We start from the raw sequence: 15,783 nt of genomic DNA on the forward strand, positions 1-15,783 counted from the left end.
TGCCGACGAGCAAACCCCCATTGTGCTCATCCGACCCTGAGGTTTCCATTGATTCGGCTGGGAAAGGCTCCCAGCACAGAGATTCTGGGTCAGATGGCCGCTCATCCTAATGAGTTTCCATTGATTCGGCTGGGAAAGGCTCCCAGCACTGGCACTGGCACAAGACCCTATTAGTTTAGTACGCGTTTCCATTGATTCGGCTGGGAAAGGCTCCCAGCACATATTTAGGGCTTGTGAAGGATAGCGCAGAATATAGGTTTCCATTGATTCGGCTGGGAAAGGCTCCCAGCACAGTGGAGGTTAATTATGAAGTTTCAACCCGTTCAGGAGGTTTCCATTGATTCGGCTGGGAAAGGCTCCCAGCACATCTGGGGATAAAGATGCTATTGCCCAAGAACAGAGGGTTTCCATTGATTCGGCTGGGAAAGGCTCCCAGCACTCAAAATATTCCTGAACACTCACAAAACATCTTTGAGTTTCCATTGATTCGGCTGGGAAAGGCTCCCAGCACTTACGTAGAAGACGGGTACAATTTTCTACCCGTCAAGTTTCCATTGATTCGGCTGGGAAAGGCTCCCAGCACAAGCGGTCGCTTCCAGTACCAAAACGCCGCTGCGTTTCCATTGATTCGGCTGGGAAAGGCTCCCAGCACCTACGGTCAGATTTATAATCTGCCCATTTATAGAGTTTCCATTGATTCGGCTGGGAAAGGCTCCCAGCACATTACTATTGACCCCGCTACAGAACGTCCTTTACCGTTTCCATTGATTCGGCTGGGAAAGGCTCCCAGCACTTGCGTAGGATCTTTTGTCCAAACCCATGCGGGAAAAGTTTCCATTGATTCGGCTGGGAAAGGCTCCCAGCACGAGATAAGTACCCTGCGATAATAGCAGTGTCATTATGTTTCCATTGATTCGGCTGGGAAAGGCTCCCAGCACGTAAACGTTCTGGAGGTTATATGCCTATCTACATGTGTCATTATGTTTCCATTGATTCGGCTGGGAAAGGCTCCCAGCACAAGAATTAAAAGCGAGCATGTAGTAGTATGGATAAGTTTCCATTGATTCGGCTGGGAAAGGCTCCCAGCACTCGCAAGGCGAGGAAGTTGTTTTCTCTGCGACCAAGTTTCCATTGATTCGGCTGGGAAAGGCTCCCAGCACAATCTGCTGCAATAGAACAGACGGTTTCTAATTTAGTTTCCATTGATTCGGCTGGGAAAGGCTCCCAGCACCTTACTGGAAAGAAGGGGGCAAAACTAAGTCGAAATAGTTTCCATTGATTCGGCTGGGAAAGGCTCCCAGCACTCTAAAGTTTTCGATAATAGTGATGGATTTTAATCGTTTCCATTGATTCGGCTGGGAAAGGCTCCCAGCACGAACCGGTCAAAAGCCGGTTCGAGTTATACCTCGAGTTTCCATTGATTCGGCTGGGAAAGGCTCCCAGCACCAGCCAGCGCTGGCTACAAATGCAAACACTCCACAGGTTTCCATTGATTCGGCTGGGAAAGGCTCCCAGCACTGTGCCCCTTTGGAAGCGGCTCTACGAGCAGTATAGCACAGCTCATTTTCAAGCACCTACAGGAGATCATTTTTTTGTTTTGGTAAATTTTTTAGATCTGCGCAGGCAAGGTGTGCAAAAGTGTCTCTGGAAAAGGATTACGTGACTTTTCAAGCACCTCTAAATCTGTTAGAAACTCATCAAAGCTTCGCGGAGACTGGGGTTGAGAAAATTCATGAGCTGAGAGGATATTTTTGTCCAGAGGTGCTTGCACAACCACCGGCAGAGTAATCAGATTTCTAAGCCTAGACCAGATGGGCTGCTTTCGAGAAGGCAGCGCTTGGACACTGCGACTTTATGACGAGCGATCGCGAGGGTCATCTCGGCCAAGACAACAGAACAATCCTTATGGGCATCTCCTTCCCCTAGAGCTTTCATCCTAGGAGGTGGGTGCCTGTGAATCCTGCTGTAGGTCTTGGCGAATGGCTCGCAGCGTGTCTAGAAGCGTTTGCATATCGGCGGCCAGATCGGCACTTTCACGAGCACTAGGCTCAGGGGTTGAAGTAGATCGCTGCGATTGTTGCTGTTGTGCAATCAAGCTTTGAATTAGTTCCCGTGCTTGGGCTTCCGTAAGGCGACCCTTTTCGGCACAAACGCTGGCCAGTTGGCGAGGATCGAGGCGCAGCTGCGTGAGGTATTCCTGACGCTTGGCCTCATCCTGTAGGGATTCAATGGCCGCAGCCGCAGCCCCCACCCCCGTGTAGTAGAGTTGCTGGGCAAGTTCAAAGGGATTTGGATTCATAGCGGTTATCCAAAAATAGACGATCCTCTGCTACTCTAGGGGAAATTCCCTTCCTTCATCAAGATTGAGGAAAGCGACTGCGGTACAAATGGACAATTTTGCTCACCACTTCCTCAATCGTCAGATTGTCGGTACAGACTTCAATGGCATCGGCGGCTTTGCGAAAGGGCGCGTAGGTGCGCTGCTGATCCGCCATGTCGCGAGCGGTCATCTGAGCCAGTAATTCCTCGTAGGAGAGGTCACACTGCCCCTGTTGTTGGAGTTCCTGCCAGCGGCGCTGGGCACGCTCTGCGGGCGAGGCGGTAAGGAAAATTTTCAAACCCGCTTCCGGAAAGACATGGGTACCGATATCCCGTCCTTCGGCAGCAATCCCCCCATTGGCACCGATCGCCCGCTGTTGTTGCACCATGAGCCGCCGCACGCCGCGAATTGCCGCCACCTGAGACACCCGCTGCGTCACCTCTAGGGAACGAATGGCGTGGCTGACCTCGCGATCGTTGATCCACACTCGCGTTGGTTGACCGGGATCACCGTTTTCAAGCCGCAATTGGCAGCGAGCGATCGCCTCCACCACCGCTGGCTCATCGCCAAGATCAATGTTGTTTTCTAAGCACCACCACGTTACCGCTCGATACATTGCCCCTGTATCAAGGTACTGTAACCCTAGGGCTTGCGCCGCCAGTCGCGTCACGGTGGATTTCCCCGCGCCGGCAGGGCCATCTACGGCCAAAATCGGCAAACGCCGATCCAATAGGCAATTGTCAATAAGGCGGGCTTGTCCTACCCAGCCAGCGATCGCCAGCAGCCCCACCGTCTCAATGCGTTCCAAGGGAGCAAGGGTCTGGGGATGCACCAATTCGGCATAGTCAAGGTGCAACTGGGGAAATTGCCGCAGATGGGTATGAACCCGCTCTAGGAGTTCCTTGGCCGCAACACATCCCTGCTGAAAAGCTGCCTTTGCTATCTCTAGGCTCTGACTGAGGGCCAAGGCGGTGGCGCGATCGCCCTCACCGAGATATTGATTGCGGGAACTGAGGGCAAGGCCATCGGCATCGCGGACAATCGGGCAGCTAATGATCTCCACATCCAAATTCAAATCGGCCACACAGCGGCGAATAATTGCCAACTGCTGGGCATCCTTTTGACCGAAATAGGCGCGATGCGGCTGCACCAGATGCAAAAGCTTGAGCACAATCGTTGCTACCCCGCGAAAATGGCCGGGGCGCGATCGCCCACACAGGCGCTCTGTTAATTCCTTGGGTGGCTCCACCACCGTCAGATGCTCCATTCCTTGGGGATACAGTTCCTCGACCGGGGGCACAAAAAGAAGATCTACCCCCAACTGGCGGCACAGCGCCGTATCCGCTTCAAGGCTGCGGGGATAGCGATCCAAATCCTCGTGGGGGCCAAACTGCAAGGGGTTCACGAAAATACTGACCACCACCACATCGCACTCTTGCCGTGCCCGCCGGATCAAGGCCGCATGCCCCCCATGGAGTGCCCCCATTGTCGGCACAAAACCTAGGGTAGTTCCAGAAGGCAACGCCTCAAGGACAGCCTGTAAGCCCGCAGTGGTAGTCAAACGGTAAAAGGTACCCATAGCGTGTTGAAGGGGGCGATCGCCCGGTGCGGTTTTGATACAATCTGTCATACTACAATGCCTGTGCCCGCTTTTTCCGGCCAAAGTTTGTACATTTGTTGCAAGGGCTTTAATCCACGGGAGAGGTTTTCTAAAATTCAGATATTTTCGTTTCTCTGTAGCAGCAACCCCTGTAACCCACCCCCCGTTTCATCCAATTTTTAGCCAAAGGCCTATTTTTCTAACTAGAATCATTCAGCATACACTGCGAGGATAGCCCCCATGGCCAATGAACTACAAAACGGCTTACAAAAATACCGTTTCGTCTGCACCCTCACCTTTGGGGATATTTATGGCCAAGTCATTGTTTGGCTGATTGTCATCTTTATCGGTTTGGCCGCATCCCTCACACTCTACAACAATCCTGTGCAGGCGTTCTTGGTCGGGGGGCTAATTTTGGTCTTAACATTGCCCTTTTTGCTCTTTGCCTTTGTCACCACACTGCTCAATCATATTGAAATGCGGCCCGTAACGGTGACAGAAAAGAAAAAGCGCAAAGATACCACCGTAGCCTCGAGCACTGAAGTGGCTCCAGCCAATTAAAGAACCCTTAAAAATAGCGGGCGATCGACCCCAAACTGCCAAACTGAAATTAACACTGAGGGGGCAGACCTATGCTGTACTGGTTGACATTTTTGCAGGCATTACCCACACCAGAATTGCCAGCATCCCCCCGCACCCAAACCAAGGCCACGGTATTGGCAGAGTCCCCCATTGAGCTGGAGGAAAAAAATAAACTCCTGAAGGTGACGCAAGCCCAGCAACAACAGGAGGCAGAAATCGCCGAGATTAGTCGCCAGCAGCAGGTGCAGGCCAACCGTTTGCAAGCGCAGGTGGCCATTGCGGAGTCCGAGCGTCAAGCGCGCCTTGCCCAAGAGGATGTGGCGATCGCCGTTGCCACCAAGAAGAGAGAAAGTCTGATTGCCGAAGCGGAGCGGGCACGGGCAGAGTCTGCGGTCACCACCGCCATCGAAGCCATCGAAGTGGAAAAAGCCGATCGCCAGAAAAACCTCGCGATTATTGCCGCAGAACGGGAAGCGGCTGAAAAACGGGTACTAGAGCAAAACGTAGTGGAAATTGATGCCTTTCGGCGGCGGCGTCAAGCGGAAATTGCCCCACAAGCAGCGGAATTGGAGGCGGAAGCGCTGCGGCCAACCGCGACAAAGCCCTTGCTGAGGCAGAAGGGATGGAGGCCATGCTCGCAGCCAAGAATATTATTAGCAACGCCAACCTGACGGCTCAAGTGATTACGGCGCTTTGGCCAGAACTGGCACCGCAACTGCCCCAAGTTCTCCAAGCCCTTGCCCCCCAACTAGGCGTGATTGGTGATACTAAAGATTTACACCTTTGGGGGTGCCACCGCTGATCTTAATAAACTACTCCTATCCACCAGTGGTCTGGCTCTGATCAATGCCCTTTTTGAGGAGGGGAAACTTGGCCAGTTGTTAGCGCAAATTAAATCCTTCCTCCAAGAGGGGACATCTAATTCCTGAGACGCGACTGCGCTGCATACCCCTAGCTGCAAGCATGGATAACTCTTCAGTAGGGCTGGAGAGTGTGAACCAACAATTGATTTATTTGGTCTGTACTTCCAAAAACCATATAGCTTTATCAATGGGATAAATATAAAATAAAGATTAAGAACCGCCAAGGGTCGGTGTTAGGATTCCGACGAATAGATTTAGAAATGTTAAGATTCTTAATATATGTAACACATCTACGAAAACGCTGTTAAAGCACCGTTGGCTTGGCCGCGATCTTTAGCAGGGGCGATCGCCCATCCTATGGCAAAAACGATATTCCTAGGCCTTGGACAAATCACTGCTGTCAACCTTGAGAACGAGCGATAGGGACTATGGATACCTCAACAGACTTAGTGCGCACTTACCTACGGGAGATTGGCCGTGTGCCATTGCTCAGCCACGAACAGGAAGTGATCTACGGCAAACAGGTGCAGCAGCTTGCCGCCATGAACGAGATTCGTGAGAAGCTGGCGGCGGAACTCAACCGTGAACCTACCCGTGCCGAATGGGCTGCCGCCGCCAAGTTAAGTGAAGAGGAGCTGGAGAAGATCATTGAGGCTGGCGAGCACGCCAAACGGAAAATGGTGGAGGCCAATTTGCGCCTTGTGGTTTCCGTGGCCAAAAAGTACATCAAGCGCAATGTGGATCTGTTGGATCTCATCCAAGAGGGGACGATCGGGATGCAGCGGGGCGTCGAAAAATTTGACCCCACCAAGGGGTATCGCTTCTCCACCTATGCCTACTGGTGGATTCGTCAGGCCATTACGCGGGCGATCGCCGAAAAGGGACGCACAATTCGCCTACCTATTCACATTACGGAAAAGCTGAACAAAATTAAAAAAGCCCAGCGACAACTGTCCCAACGCCTGGGTCGCGCCGCCACGATTAATGAACTGGCAGCAGAACTGGAACTAACCCCTGCCCAAGTGCGGGAATACTTGGAACGGGCACGGCAACCCCTCTCCTTGGATGTCCGCGTCGGCGATAATCAGGATACGGAGTTAGGCGAATTGCTCGAAGACCCCTCCATGTCTCCGGAGGAGTTTGCGGCTCAATCTTCCCTGCGCAGCGACCTTGAGCGGCTGATGGCGGATTTGACCCCCCAGCAACGCCATGTCCTCTCCCTGCGCTTTGGCCTCGAGAACGGCCAGCCCCTCACCCTCGCCAAAGTGGGCGAACTGCTCAACATTAGTCGCGAGCGGGTACGGCAAATCGAGCGGGAAGCCCTCAGCAAACTCCGCAAACGGCGCGGCGATATCCACGAGTACCTTGCCAGCTAGCCCATGCTGACGGACGAACAGTACCGCCAAAAAATGCAGCAGCGCAAAGCCGTGCAGGCACAACGCCTCGCGGAGCGCACCCGTGAAAAGGGGCTGATTATTGTTCACACAGGCAACGGCAAGGGCAAAACCACCGCGGCTCTGGGCATGGTGCTGCGCTCCTTAGGGCATGGCTACCGCGTGGCAATTATTCAATTCATCAAGGGGGCGTGGGAGCCGGCAGAAAAAACGGTTCTCAGCCACTGGTCAGACCAACTGGCCTTTCATGCCATGGGGGAGGGCTTTACGTGGGAAACCCAAGACCGCCGGCGGGATACTGCCTGTGCCCAAGCCGCTTGGGAACTTGCCCTCCGCTATATCACCAACCCTGCCTACCGCTTGATCCTGCTGGATGAAATTAACGTTGCCCTCCAGCTGGACTACCTAACGGTGGCACAGGTGCTTGAAGGACTGGCCCGCAAGCCGGAAATGACCCATGTGATTCTCACAGGCCGCGGTGCCCCCCAAGCTCTGATTGATGCCGCCGATCTGGTGACGGAAATGACCCTTGTGAAGCATCCCTTTCGTGAGCAGGGAGTAAAGGCACAGCCGGGGATTGAGTACTAAAGCAGCAGTTCTCCGGCGAAAACGGTGACAGCCTGACCCAACAGCAGCAGGCGATCGCCCCCCTGAGGCTGCATTTTAATCACACCGCCGCGGGCGGAAGCTTGATAGGCAATGAGTTCCTGCCGAGCCAGCTTGGGTTGCCAGTAGGGATAGAGGCTACAGTGGGCTGAACCCGTGACGGGATCCTCCGGGATGCCCAATTGGGGAGCAAAAAAGCGCGACACAATGTCGTATGGCTCCCCCTCAGCACGGGCGGTCACAATTAGACCTCGGCAGGGTAGGCGGGCAATCTGGTCAAAATTGGGTCTCAACTGCGTCACAGCCTCGGCGTTGGCCAGTTCCACCAGCAGATCGCTGCCGGCTTGACCGAGAAACAGGGGCGTTGTCCCTAGGGCGGCAATGATTAAAGTTTGCAGCTGCGGATCCTCAAGGGGCGTCACAGGCTGCTGCGGAAAATCAAGGGCAATCCAATCCCCAAGGCGCCGGGCGCGCAGGCAACCGCTGCGGGTGTGAAACTCTAGATCTCCCACCACCCCCTGATGCTGCCAGAGGACGTGGGCTGTGGCGAGGGTGGCATGACCACAGAGATCCACTTCTGCCACAGGGGTAAACCAGCGCAACTGAAAGCCCTTGGCCATTGGCACAACAAAGGCGGTTTCCGAAAGATTCTTTTCGCGGGCGATCGCCCCCAAGGTCTCATCGTCAAAAAACCTCTCCAGAAGACACACCGCCGCCGGATTGCCTTGAAAGGGTTCGTGGCTAAAAGCATCAACTTGGTACAGTGGTAGCGGCATCCGACCCCTTAAAACCGTAAAATCAATCCTGTAGATCGAGCAGAGGACAGACTGCGTGGAACGGACATTTCTGGCCATCAAGCCCGATGGGGTGCAGCGTGGGCTGGTGGGGACGATTATCCAACGATTCGAGCAAAAAGGCTACACCCTTGTCGGCCTCAAACTAATGCGTGTCAGCCGCGAGCTGGCCGAGCAGCACTACAGTGAACACAAAGACAAGCCCTTCTTTGCCGGGCTAGTGGATTTCATCACCTCTGGGCCGGTGGTGGCCATGGTTTGGGAAGGGCGGGGTGTGATTGCCGCTGCCCGCAAACTGATTGGTGCCACCAATCCCCTCACTGCCGAACCGGGCACCCTACGGGGCGATTTTGCTGTGGATGTGGGGCGCAATGTGATTCACGGCTCCGACAGTCCCGAAAATGCCGAGCGGGAAATCAATCTCTGGTTCCAAACCCAAGAACTGGTGCCTTGGGAACCCGCCTTCACCTCTTGGGTGTATGAGACGTAGGCTCATGGGTTGAGTTGGGAAGGGTTGGGGGGGTGTCTGGCTCCTCCACCTCCCGCTTGGAAAAGCCCCACGTAAAGCAAAGGGCAATGAGGCTAATCATCACCCAGTCGGAGGGAACCAGTTGCGGATTAATGACCCGAATCAGCAGCCGCAGCCCCACAAGGGTCACCGTCAAATAGCCCGCATCCTCCAGGCGGGGAAATTCTTTCAGCCAGCGGATAAACAGCTCCGCCATAAAGCGCAGCATAATCACCCCAATTGTGCCGCCGAGCAATACTAACCAACGCTCATCCGAAAGGGCGATCGCCGTTGTCACACTATCGAGGGAAAAGGCTAAATCCGCCAAAGCAAGGAGAGGCACCGCCTGCCAAAACGAACGGATCACCCGCTCGTGGTGATGCTCCGGCTCAGTGGTAAAGAAAAAGTACTTTGCGGCTAACCAGAGAAGATACAGTGCCCCTGCCAGCTCAAACTGCCAGAACTGCAAGACCCAGGTGGCTGTGAGAATCAGCCCAATCCGAAAAATGTAGGAGATGGCGAGTCCCAGATTGAGTGCCCGTCGCTGTTCATCTAAATCTTCGATGCCTCGTACCAAAGCCGCTAGGGCGATCGCATTGTCTGCCGAGAGAACCGCTTCTAGAGCCAACAACACCACAAGCAACAATAGGGTATCCAGTCCCCAGTTGGGCGAGAGTTCCAGTAGTTCATCAATCATCGGGCGAGAGAAGTTCTCCAAAGGTTTGGCTGCTTATACCTATCGTCGCACAGTAACGGTACAGCCCTTTTCCCAAGGCCAGAACACTCAATCCTTGAGGGATGGCTCACAATTGCGATTGACTCCTAGAAACTGGCTTCACCATGGGACTGATTAACCACACCCTAAAATCCACAGGAAAGCTTGATCCGATTACCTTGAGCCGATATCGCCGACTTACCAATCGTGCGAGCAGTGTCTCAGCCTGTTTCCTAACCCTTTGGCAAAATGCGGCGGCTAAATTGCTGAATTTCCTCGCGAATGCCGCGGGGCAATTGGTTTTCTTTGGCGAGAGCCTGCTGAAAGTATTCCTGGGCCTGCGATCGCTTGCCACTGGCGGCTAAAATTTGGGCTTTCAGATAGAGGAGTTCTGGATTGTTGGGCGCCAGTGCCAAGGCTTGATCAACAGCGTTTAAGGCTTGCGACCATTGCTGGCGATCGCGATAGGCCAAGGCCAGTCCCCGATAGCTGAGATAAGGGGGAGCTGCATAGGTTTGCAGGGTTTGAATCGCCCGATCCATACTGACAAAGCCGACATTACTGGCAATGCCCCATTCCATGAAGCCACGCACCAGATTTAATTCCGGATCGCGAGGGTTGACCGCTTCGGCGCGCCCCACATGATCGAGAACCTGCTGTACCCGCAATAGAGCGGCGGGGGCACCGGCCACAGGCCCCGCTCCAGCACCGGAAATTTCATAGCCCGCCATCAGGAAATGTCCCACAGCTTGGTAGAGGTTTCCCCGCAGGGGATCCCGCTTCGTCAGGGCCTGGGCAGCGCGAAGGGTCTCTTCGGCATAGCGTTTGTATCCTGCCCAATCTTCATTCAGGTAGGCAATGGCAGCAGCCAGCGTCAGGGTCAGAGGTTCTTGGCGATCGCGCTCCAAGGCAGCAGGCAGCAACTCTTTGCCTTTGACATAATTGCCATCGCGAAAGAGGGCGACAAAGACAGCTTCCGTTTGATCCGAAATCGGACGTGCCTGCGATCCACTGCGGAACGGATCTCCGGCAAGGGCAGCAGTACTCAGTACCCAAGGGGCGATCGCTCCACTAAGATAGAGAGCAAAGCGTTGCCACAAGCGCCATTGACGGGTTTGCACGGTCGTTACCTCCGGAGTCTGCATCTTGTTTTCAGTTCACCATCTCAGCTATCACCCCGCCGCCACCCCTCAGCCCATTTTGCGGGACATTAATTTAGACTTGGGTATGGCTGAACTAGGATTGATTATCGGATCTAGTGGATCCGGCAAAACCACCCTACTAGAGATTTTAGCGGGCTTGGCCACCCCCAGTCGGGGAACCATTCGATGGCAGGATCAAGTGTTAACACCTGACCATTTACAACAGTTGGCCGGATTGGTCTTTCAGTTTCCGGATCGCTACTTCTGTGGTAGTACCATTCTCGAAGAGCTGCGCTTTGGCCATCCGGAAATTCCCTACGAGAACTTTTACCGCGCCCTTGCGGATGTAGGTCTCGATCACTTGCCTTTGCATACTCGCCCTGAATCCCTCAGTGGTGGTCAGCAGCGTCGCCTTGCCCTTGCAGTGCAACTGGTGCGCCAACCCTACCTCCTGTTACTCGATGAACCCACGGCCGGCTTGGATTGGTCAATGCGCCGCCAATTGCTACAGGTGCTGCGCCGCCTTAAGGAACATTGGAGCCTCCTTGTGGTGACCCATGAGGCCGGTGAGTTGCAGGAGATCAGCGATCGCGCCTGGCGATTGGAAAACGGTTGTCTGGTGCCACTGACTTCCCATGAGTCAAGTCCTGTAATAAGTTTTAATACTTAGGTAGCAAAACTTTGCAATTTGTTACCGCAGGGGCGCAAAGTCGCTCCACAGCTTGATTTTCTGCTACAACCACAAAAGGTACGTCCCCGTTGGGGGCTGATCTTGATCGTTACAAGGAGTTTGAACGCATGTTCACCCACGTCAAGTCCACGATTCGGCATATCGCGCCAGCGGCGTTAAACGGGCGATCGCTGTTGCGAGTGGTGTATGTGGTACTTGAAGCCCAATACCAGAGCGCGCTGTCGGCAGCGGTTCGCAGCATTAACGACACCCATCCCCAGGTGGCCATTGAAATCAGTGGCTATCTCCTTGAGGAACTGCGCAATCCCGAGAACTATGCCGCCTTCTGTGAGGACGTGGCGCGGGCGAATGTGTTCATTGCCTCCCTCATTTTTATTGAGGACTTGGCCGATAAGGTGGTCGAAGCCGTTCAACCCTATCGCGATCGCTTGGACGTAGCAGTTGTCTTCCCCTCCCTGCCGCAGGTGATGCGCCTCAATAAGATGGGCAGCTTTTCCTTGGCTCAGATCGGCCAATCCAAGAGCGTCATTGCCAACTTCATGAAGAAGCGCAAGGAGAAATCGGGAGCCGGTTTCCAAGATGCTATGCTCAAACTCCTGCGCACATTGCCCCAAGTCCTGAAGTACCTCCCCATTGACAAAGCGCAGGATGCCCGCAACTTTATGCTCAGCTTCCAGTATTGGCTAGGGGGATCACCGGAGAATCTACAAAACTTTCTCCTGATGCTGGCCGATCGCTACGTCTTCAAAGATCAGCAAAACAGCAGCCTTAGCTACCAAGAACCGGTGACCTACCCCGACACGGGCATTTGGCACCCCTTGGCGCCGCAGATGTTTGAAGATCTCAAGGAGTACCTCAACTGGTTTAACAGTCGCCGCGATATTGGCGCCGATCTCAAAGACCCCCTTGCGCCCACAATCGGCTTGCTGTTGCAGCGTACCCACCTAGTCACGGGTGACGATGCCCACTATGTGGCCATTGTTCAGGAATTTGAATCCCAAGGAGCACGGGTGATTCCCGTCTTCTCCGGCGGTCTGGACTTTTCGACGCCACTAGAAAAATTCTTCTACGATCCCGTCAACCCTGAAAAACCGATTGTTGACACCGTTGTGTCTCTCACGGGATTTGCCCTTGTGGGAGGCCCCGCCAAACAGGATCACCCCAAAGCTGTGGCAGCACTGAAAAAACTCAACCGTCCCTACATGGTGGCACTCCCCTTGGTGTTTCAAACCACCGAGGAATGGGAAGACAGTGATCTCGGGCTGCACCCGATTCAAGTGGCGCTGCAAATTGCCCTCCCGGAACTGGATGGGGCCATTGAGCCAATTATTCTCTCAGGGCGCGACGGCTTCACCGGCAAGGCGATCGCCCTGCAAGACCGCGTGGAACTGATTGTGCAACGGGCACTGAAATGGGCTAATCTGCGCCGCAAACCTAAGGTGCAAAAGAAAGTTGCCATCACCATCTTTAGCTTCCCGCCCGATAAAGGCAATGTCGGTACTGCCGCCTACTTGGATGTTTTTGGCTCCATCTATAAAGTCATGGAAGCCCTGAAAAACAATGGCTATGACGTGCAGGACATGCCGGAGAGTGCCGAAGCCCTGATGCAAGAGATTCTCCACGACGCCCGTGCTCAAGTGGGGAGTCCCGAACTCAACATTGCTTACCGCATGAGCGTACCGGAATACGAACGCCTCACCCCCTACGCCAAGCGCCTCGAAGAAAACTGGGGCAAACCGCCAGGGCACCTCAACAGTGATGGCCAAAACCTGCTCATCTACGGCAAAGCCTACGGCAATGTGTTCATCGGAGTGCAGCCCACCTTTGGCTACGAAGGGGATCCGATGCGGCTGCTCTTTTCTCGTTCCGCCAGTCCCCACCACGGTTTTGCTGCCTACTACACCTTCTTGAACCACATTTGGCAGGCGGATGCGGTGCTGCACTTTGGCACCCACGGCTCCTTGGAATTCATGCCCGGCAAGCAGATGGGCATGTCCGGGGACTGTTACCCCGATAATCTCATTGGCTCTATTCCCAACCTCTACTACTACGCCGCCAACAACCCCTCCGAGGCCACCATTGCCAAGCGCCGCAGCTACGCCAACACCATTAGCTACCTCACCCCACCGGCAGAAAATGCCGGTCTTTACAAAGGGCTGCGGGAACTCAGCGATCTCATTGGCTCCTACCAAACCCTCAAAGACAGTGGTCGGGGTGTCCAGATTGTCAACACGATCATGGACAAGTGCCGCATGGTGAATCTCGATCAGGATGTGGCTTTGCCCGATAAGGACGCTGCAGATCTCAGCCCTGAGGAGCGCGACACCCTCGTGGGCAAGGTGTATATCAAGCTGATGGAGATTGAAAGCCGCCTTTTGCCCTGTGGCCTGCATGTTATCGGCAAACCGCCGACCACGGAAGAGGCAGTAGCCACCTTGGTCAACATTGCCAGCTTGGATCGCCCGGAGGACGGCATTAAAAGCTTGCCGCGGCTGATTGCCGAAAGCCTAGGACGGGACATTGACGAGATTTACCAGAACAGCGATCGCGGGCTACTGGCAGACGTTGAACTGCTGCGCCGAATTAACGACGCTACCCGTGCTGCCGTCAGTGCCCTTGTGCAAGCCCAAGCCGATGCCGATGGGCGTGTCTCGCGCGTCTCGAAGCTGAACTTCTTCAACATGGGACGCAAGGAGCCATGGATGGAATCCCTGCATGGAGCCGGCTATCCCCACGTGGATGCCGCTGCCCTCAAGCCCCTTATGGAATATCTTGAATTCTGTTTGCAGCAGATTGTGGCCGACAATGAACTGGGGGCACTGCTGCAAGCCCTTGAGGGCGAGTACATCCTCCCCGGTCCTGGGGGCGATCCCATTCGTAACCCTGAGGTCTTGCCCACGGGTAAAAACATCCACGCCTTGGATCCGCAGGCCATCCCCACCGCCGCCGCCGTGCAGTCTGCCAAAGTCGTGGTGGATCGCCTCCTAGCGCGGCAGAAAGCAGAAAACAACCACCAATGGCCGGAAACCATTGCCATGGTGCTCTGGGGCACAGACAATATCAAAACCTATGGCGAGTCCCTTGCCCAAGTGTTGTGGTTAGTTGGCGCCCGTCCCCTGCCGGATTCTTTAGGGCGCGTCAACAAGGTGGAACTCATCCCCCTAGAGGAATTGGGGCGGCCACGCATTGATGTAGTTGTCAACTGTTCTGGGGTTTTCCGCGATCTCTTTATCAACCAGATGGCGCTCATTGATCGGGCCATCAAGATGGCGGCTGAAGCCGATGAACCCCTTGAGCTGAACTTTATTCGCAAGCACGCCCTGCAACAGGCCTCAGAACTGGGCATTGACCTGCGGCAAGCGGCGACCCGCGTCTTTACCAACGCCTCCGGTTCCTACGCAGCCAATGTCAACCTAGCGGTGGAAAATAGCTCTTGGGAGCAGGAGTCAGAGCTTCAGGAGATGTACCTTTCCCGTAAGTCCTTTGCCTTCTCGGCGGATTCGCCGGGGACGATGCAGCAGGCGCGGCAACTTTTTGAAACGGCTCTCAAAACCGTGGATGTGACGTTCCAAAACCTCGACTCCTCAGAAATTAGCCTTACGGATGTCAGCCACTACTTTGACTCGGATCCCACCAAGCTGGTGGGGGCACTGCGGGCGGATGGCAAGAAACCCAAGGCTTACATCGCCGATACCACCACGGCCAATGCCCAAGTGCGTACTCTCTCGGAAACCGTTCGCCTTGACAGCCGTACCAAGCTGCTGAATCCCAAGTGGTATGAGGGAATGCTCTCCCACGGTTACGAAGGGGTGCGGGAGATTTCAAAGCGGCTCGTGAACACAATGGGCTGGTCAGCGACGGCAGGGGCTGTGGATAACTGGGTCTATGAGGAGGCCAATGCCACGTTTATTCTCGATGAGCAGATGCGGCAGCGGCTTCTGAATACGAACCCCCACTCTTTCCGCAAGATGGTGAGCACCTTCCTCGAACTCCACGGACGTGGCTACTGGGAGACCAGTGAAGCCAATCTGGAACTGCTGCGGCAACTCTATCAAGAGGTCGAGGACAAAATTGAAGGAGTTGAGTAAACAACGTTAACACTGTGCACAAGGGGGGATATTCCCCCTTTTTTATTGCCGATGTGGTCGGAACCCTTCCTATCCCTTGAGCGCCAGACTCCGCAGTCCATTTTTTACAGAGGAGTTGAGGATGTTGAAAATACTCCAAGTGGCTGGCCTATCTTCCCTGACTAGTTTCGCTGTCCTTTCCTTTGCGGATGCAGCCGCTGCTCAACTGAATGTGAATATCAACCTCGGTGGTTCCCGTCAGCCGGTGTATGTCGTGCCCAGTTCCCCTAGCCAACCGGTCTATGGGGTGCCCACACCGCAAACGCAACCTGTTTACGTGGTACAGCCGGGAGCACCAGCCTCCCCGCGATCGCGCCATTACCGCAAAAAGCACCACCGTCATCAACCACAAGTTGTGATTCCCACCAACCCTAATGGTGTTCTAATCGCCTTCTAGGGGTTAAAACCTAAGAATTGCTGCTCTTCTGCTAAGATAGATAC

The 15,783-nt window shown here is 54.5% G+C and carries 14 protein-coding genes and 1 CRISPR repeat array; of the genes, 9 read left to right on the top strand and 5 right to left on the bottom strand.

Translation table 11 applies throughout. From position 1 onward, the window contains the following. The first annotated feature begins 41 nt into the window (after nucleotides 1-41). Nucleotides 42-1,518: direct repeats of the CRISPR family, unit length 36 nt; unit sequence GTTTCCATTGATTCGGCTGGGAAAGGCTCCCAGCAC. A gap of 418 nt (nucleotides 1,519-1,936) precedes the next feature. Together ACK4IR_RS10750 and ACK4IR_RS10755 are read right to left on the bottom strand one after the other, a co-directional pair. Continuing rightward, nucleotides 1,937-2,299: a hypothetical protein gene (locus tag ACK4IR_RS10750; protein WP_409874356.1), complete on the bottom strand. Its 363-nt coding sequence runs from the start codon at nucleotides 2,297-2,299 to the stop codon at nucleotides 1,937-1,939. Nucleotides 2,300-2,357: 58 nt separating this feature from the next. Next, nucleotides 2,358-3,899: a bifunctional pantoate--beta-alanine ligase/(d)CMP kinase gene (locus tag ACK4IR_RS10755; RefSeq protein ID WP_409874381.1), complete on the bottom strand. Its 1,542-nt coding sequence runs from the start codon at nucleotides 3,897-3,899 to the stop codon at nucleotides 2,358-2,360. Nucleotides 3,900-4,160: 261 nt separating this feature from the next. Here ACK4IR_RS10755 and ACK4IR_RS10760 point away from each other — a divergent pair, with 261 nt between their 5' ends. From ACK4IR_RS10760 to cobO, 5 genes are all read left to right on the top strand, one after another. Next, entirely contained in the window at nucleotides 4,161-4,481 is a 321-nt protein-coding gene (locus tag ACK4IR_RS10760) for a hypothetical protein (RefSeq protein WP_409874357.1), read from the top strand. 71 nt (nucleotides 4,482-4,552) lie between these two features. After that, nucleotides 4,553-5,173, top strand: coding sequence for a hypothetical protein (locus ACK4IR_RS10765; RefSeq protein ID WP_409874358.1), 621 nt, complete (start codon nucleotides 4,553-4,555; stop codon nucleotides 5,171-5,173). Then, nucleotides 5,134-5,304 carry a hypothetical protein gene (locus ACK4IR_RS10770; RefSeq protein WP_409874359.1) on the top strand — a complete coding sequence of 57 codons (171 nt, stop codon included), beginning with the start codon at nucleotides 5,134-5,136 and terminating at the stop codon, nucleotides 5,302-5,304. Before ACK4IR_RS10765 ends, ACK4IR_RS10770 begins: the two co-directional genes overlap by 40 nt. 480 nt (nucleotides 5,305-5,784) lie before the next feature. Beyond that, on the top strand, nucleotides 5,785-6,741 hold the full coding sequence (locus tag ACK4IR_RS10775; RefSeq protein ID WP_409874382.1) for an RNA polymerase sigma factor, RpoD/SigA family: 957 nt from the start codon (nucleotides 5,785-5,787) through the stop codon (nucleotides 6,739-6,741). A 3-nt stretch (nucleotides 6,742-6,744) separates the two neighbouring features. Continuing rightward, entirely contained in the window at nucleotides 6,745-7,347 is a 603-nt protein-coding gene (gene cobO, locus ACK4IR_RS10780; RefSeq protein WP_409874360.1) for a cob(I)yrinic acid a,c-diamide adenosyltransferase, read from the top strand. Here the strand turns inward: cobO and ACK4IR_RS10785 are convergent. After that, a complete protein-coding gene (locus ACK4IR_RS10785; RefSeq protein ID WP_409874361.1) occupies nucleotides 7,344-8,141 on the bottom strand; it encodes a PhzF family phenazine biosynthesis protein in 798 nt (265 codons plus the stop codon). The genes cobO and ACK4IR_RS10785 overlap by 4 nt on opposite strands. A 55-nt stretch (nucleotides 8,142-8,196) precedes the next feature. Here ACK4IR_RS10785 and ndk point away from each other — a divergent pair, with 55 nt between their 5' ends. After that, a complete protein-coding gene (ndk, locus tag ACK4IR_RS10790; protein WP_409874362.1) occupies nucleotides 8,197-8,649 on the top strand; it encodes a nucleoside-diphosphate kinase in 453 nt (150 codons plus the stop codon). Here ndk and ACK4IR_RS10795 read toward each other — a convergent pair. After that, complete coding sequence (locus ACK4IR_RS10795; protein ID WP_409874383.1) at nucleotides 8,624-9,364, bottom strand: TerC family protein; 741 nt, start codon at nucleotides 9,362-9,364, stop codon at nucleotides 8,624-8,626. The genes ndk and ACK4IR_RS10795 overlap by 26 nt on opposite strands. A gap of 251 nt (nucleotides 9,365-9,615) precedes the next feature. Then, nucleotides 9,616-10,503, bottom strand: a complete 888-nt coding sequence (locus ACK4IR_RS10800; protein ID WP_409874363.1) for a Sll0314/Alr1548 family TPR repeat-containing protein — start codon at nucleotides 10,501-10,503, stop codon at nucleotides 9,616-9,618. A 25-nt stretch (nucleotides 10,504-10,528) separates the two neighbouring features. On the opposite strand from ACK4IR_RS10800, the gene ACK4IR_RS10805 reads away from it, so the two are divergent. The 3 genes from ACK4IR_RS10805 (at nucleotide 10,529) to ACK4IR_RS10815 (ending at nucleotide 15,739) form a co-directional block, all read left to right on the top strand. Next, nucleotides 10,529-11,194: an ABC transporter ATP-binding protein gene (locus ACK4IR_RS10805; RefSeq protein WP_409874364.1), complete on the top strand. Its 666-nt coding sequence runs from the start codon at nucleotides 10,529-10,531 to the stop codon at nucleotides 11,192-11,194. 128 nt (nucleotides 11,195-11,322) lie between these two features. Further along, on the top strand, nucleotides 11,323-15,303 hold the full coding sequence (locus ACK4IR_RS10810; protein WP_409874365.1) for a magnesium chelatase subunit H: 3,981 nt from the start codon (nucleotides 11,323-11,325) through the stop codon (nucleotides 15,301-15,303). 121 nt (nucleotides 15,304-15,424) lie between these two features. Beyond that, complete coding sequence (locus tag ACK4IR_RS10815) at nucleotides 15,425-15,739, top strand: hypothetical protein (RefSeq protein WP_409874366.1); 315 nt, start codon at nucleotides 15,425-15,427, stop codon at nucleotides 15,737-15,739. Nucleotides 15,740-15,783 lie beyond the last annotated feature (44 nt).

The organism is Thermosynechococcus sp., assembly GCF_046299635.1.
Classification (GTDB): domain Bacteria; phylum Cyanobacteriota; class Cyanobacteriia; order Thermosynechococcales; family Thermosynechococcaceae; genus Thermosynechococcus.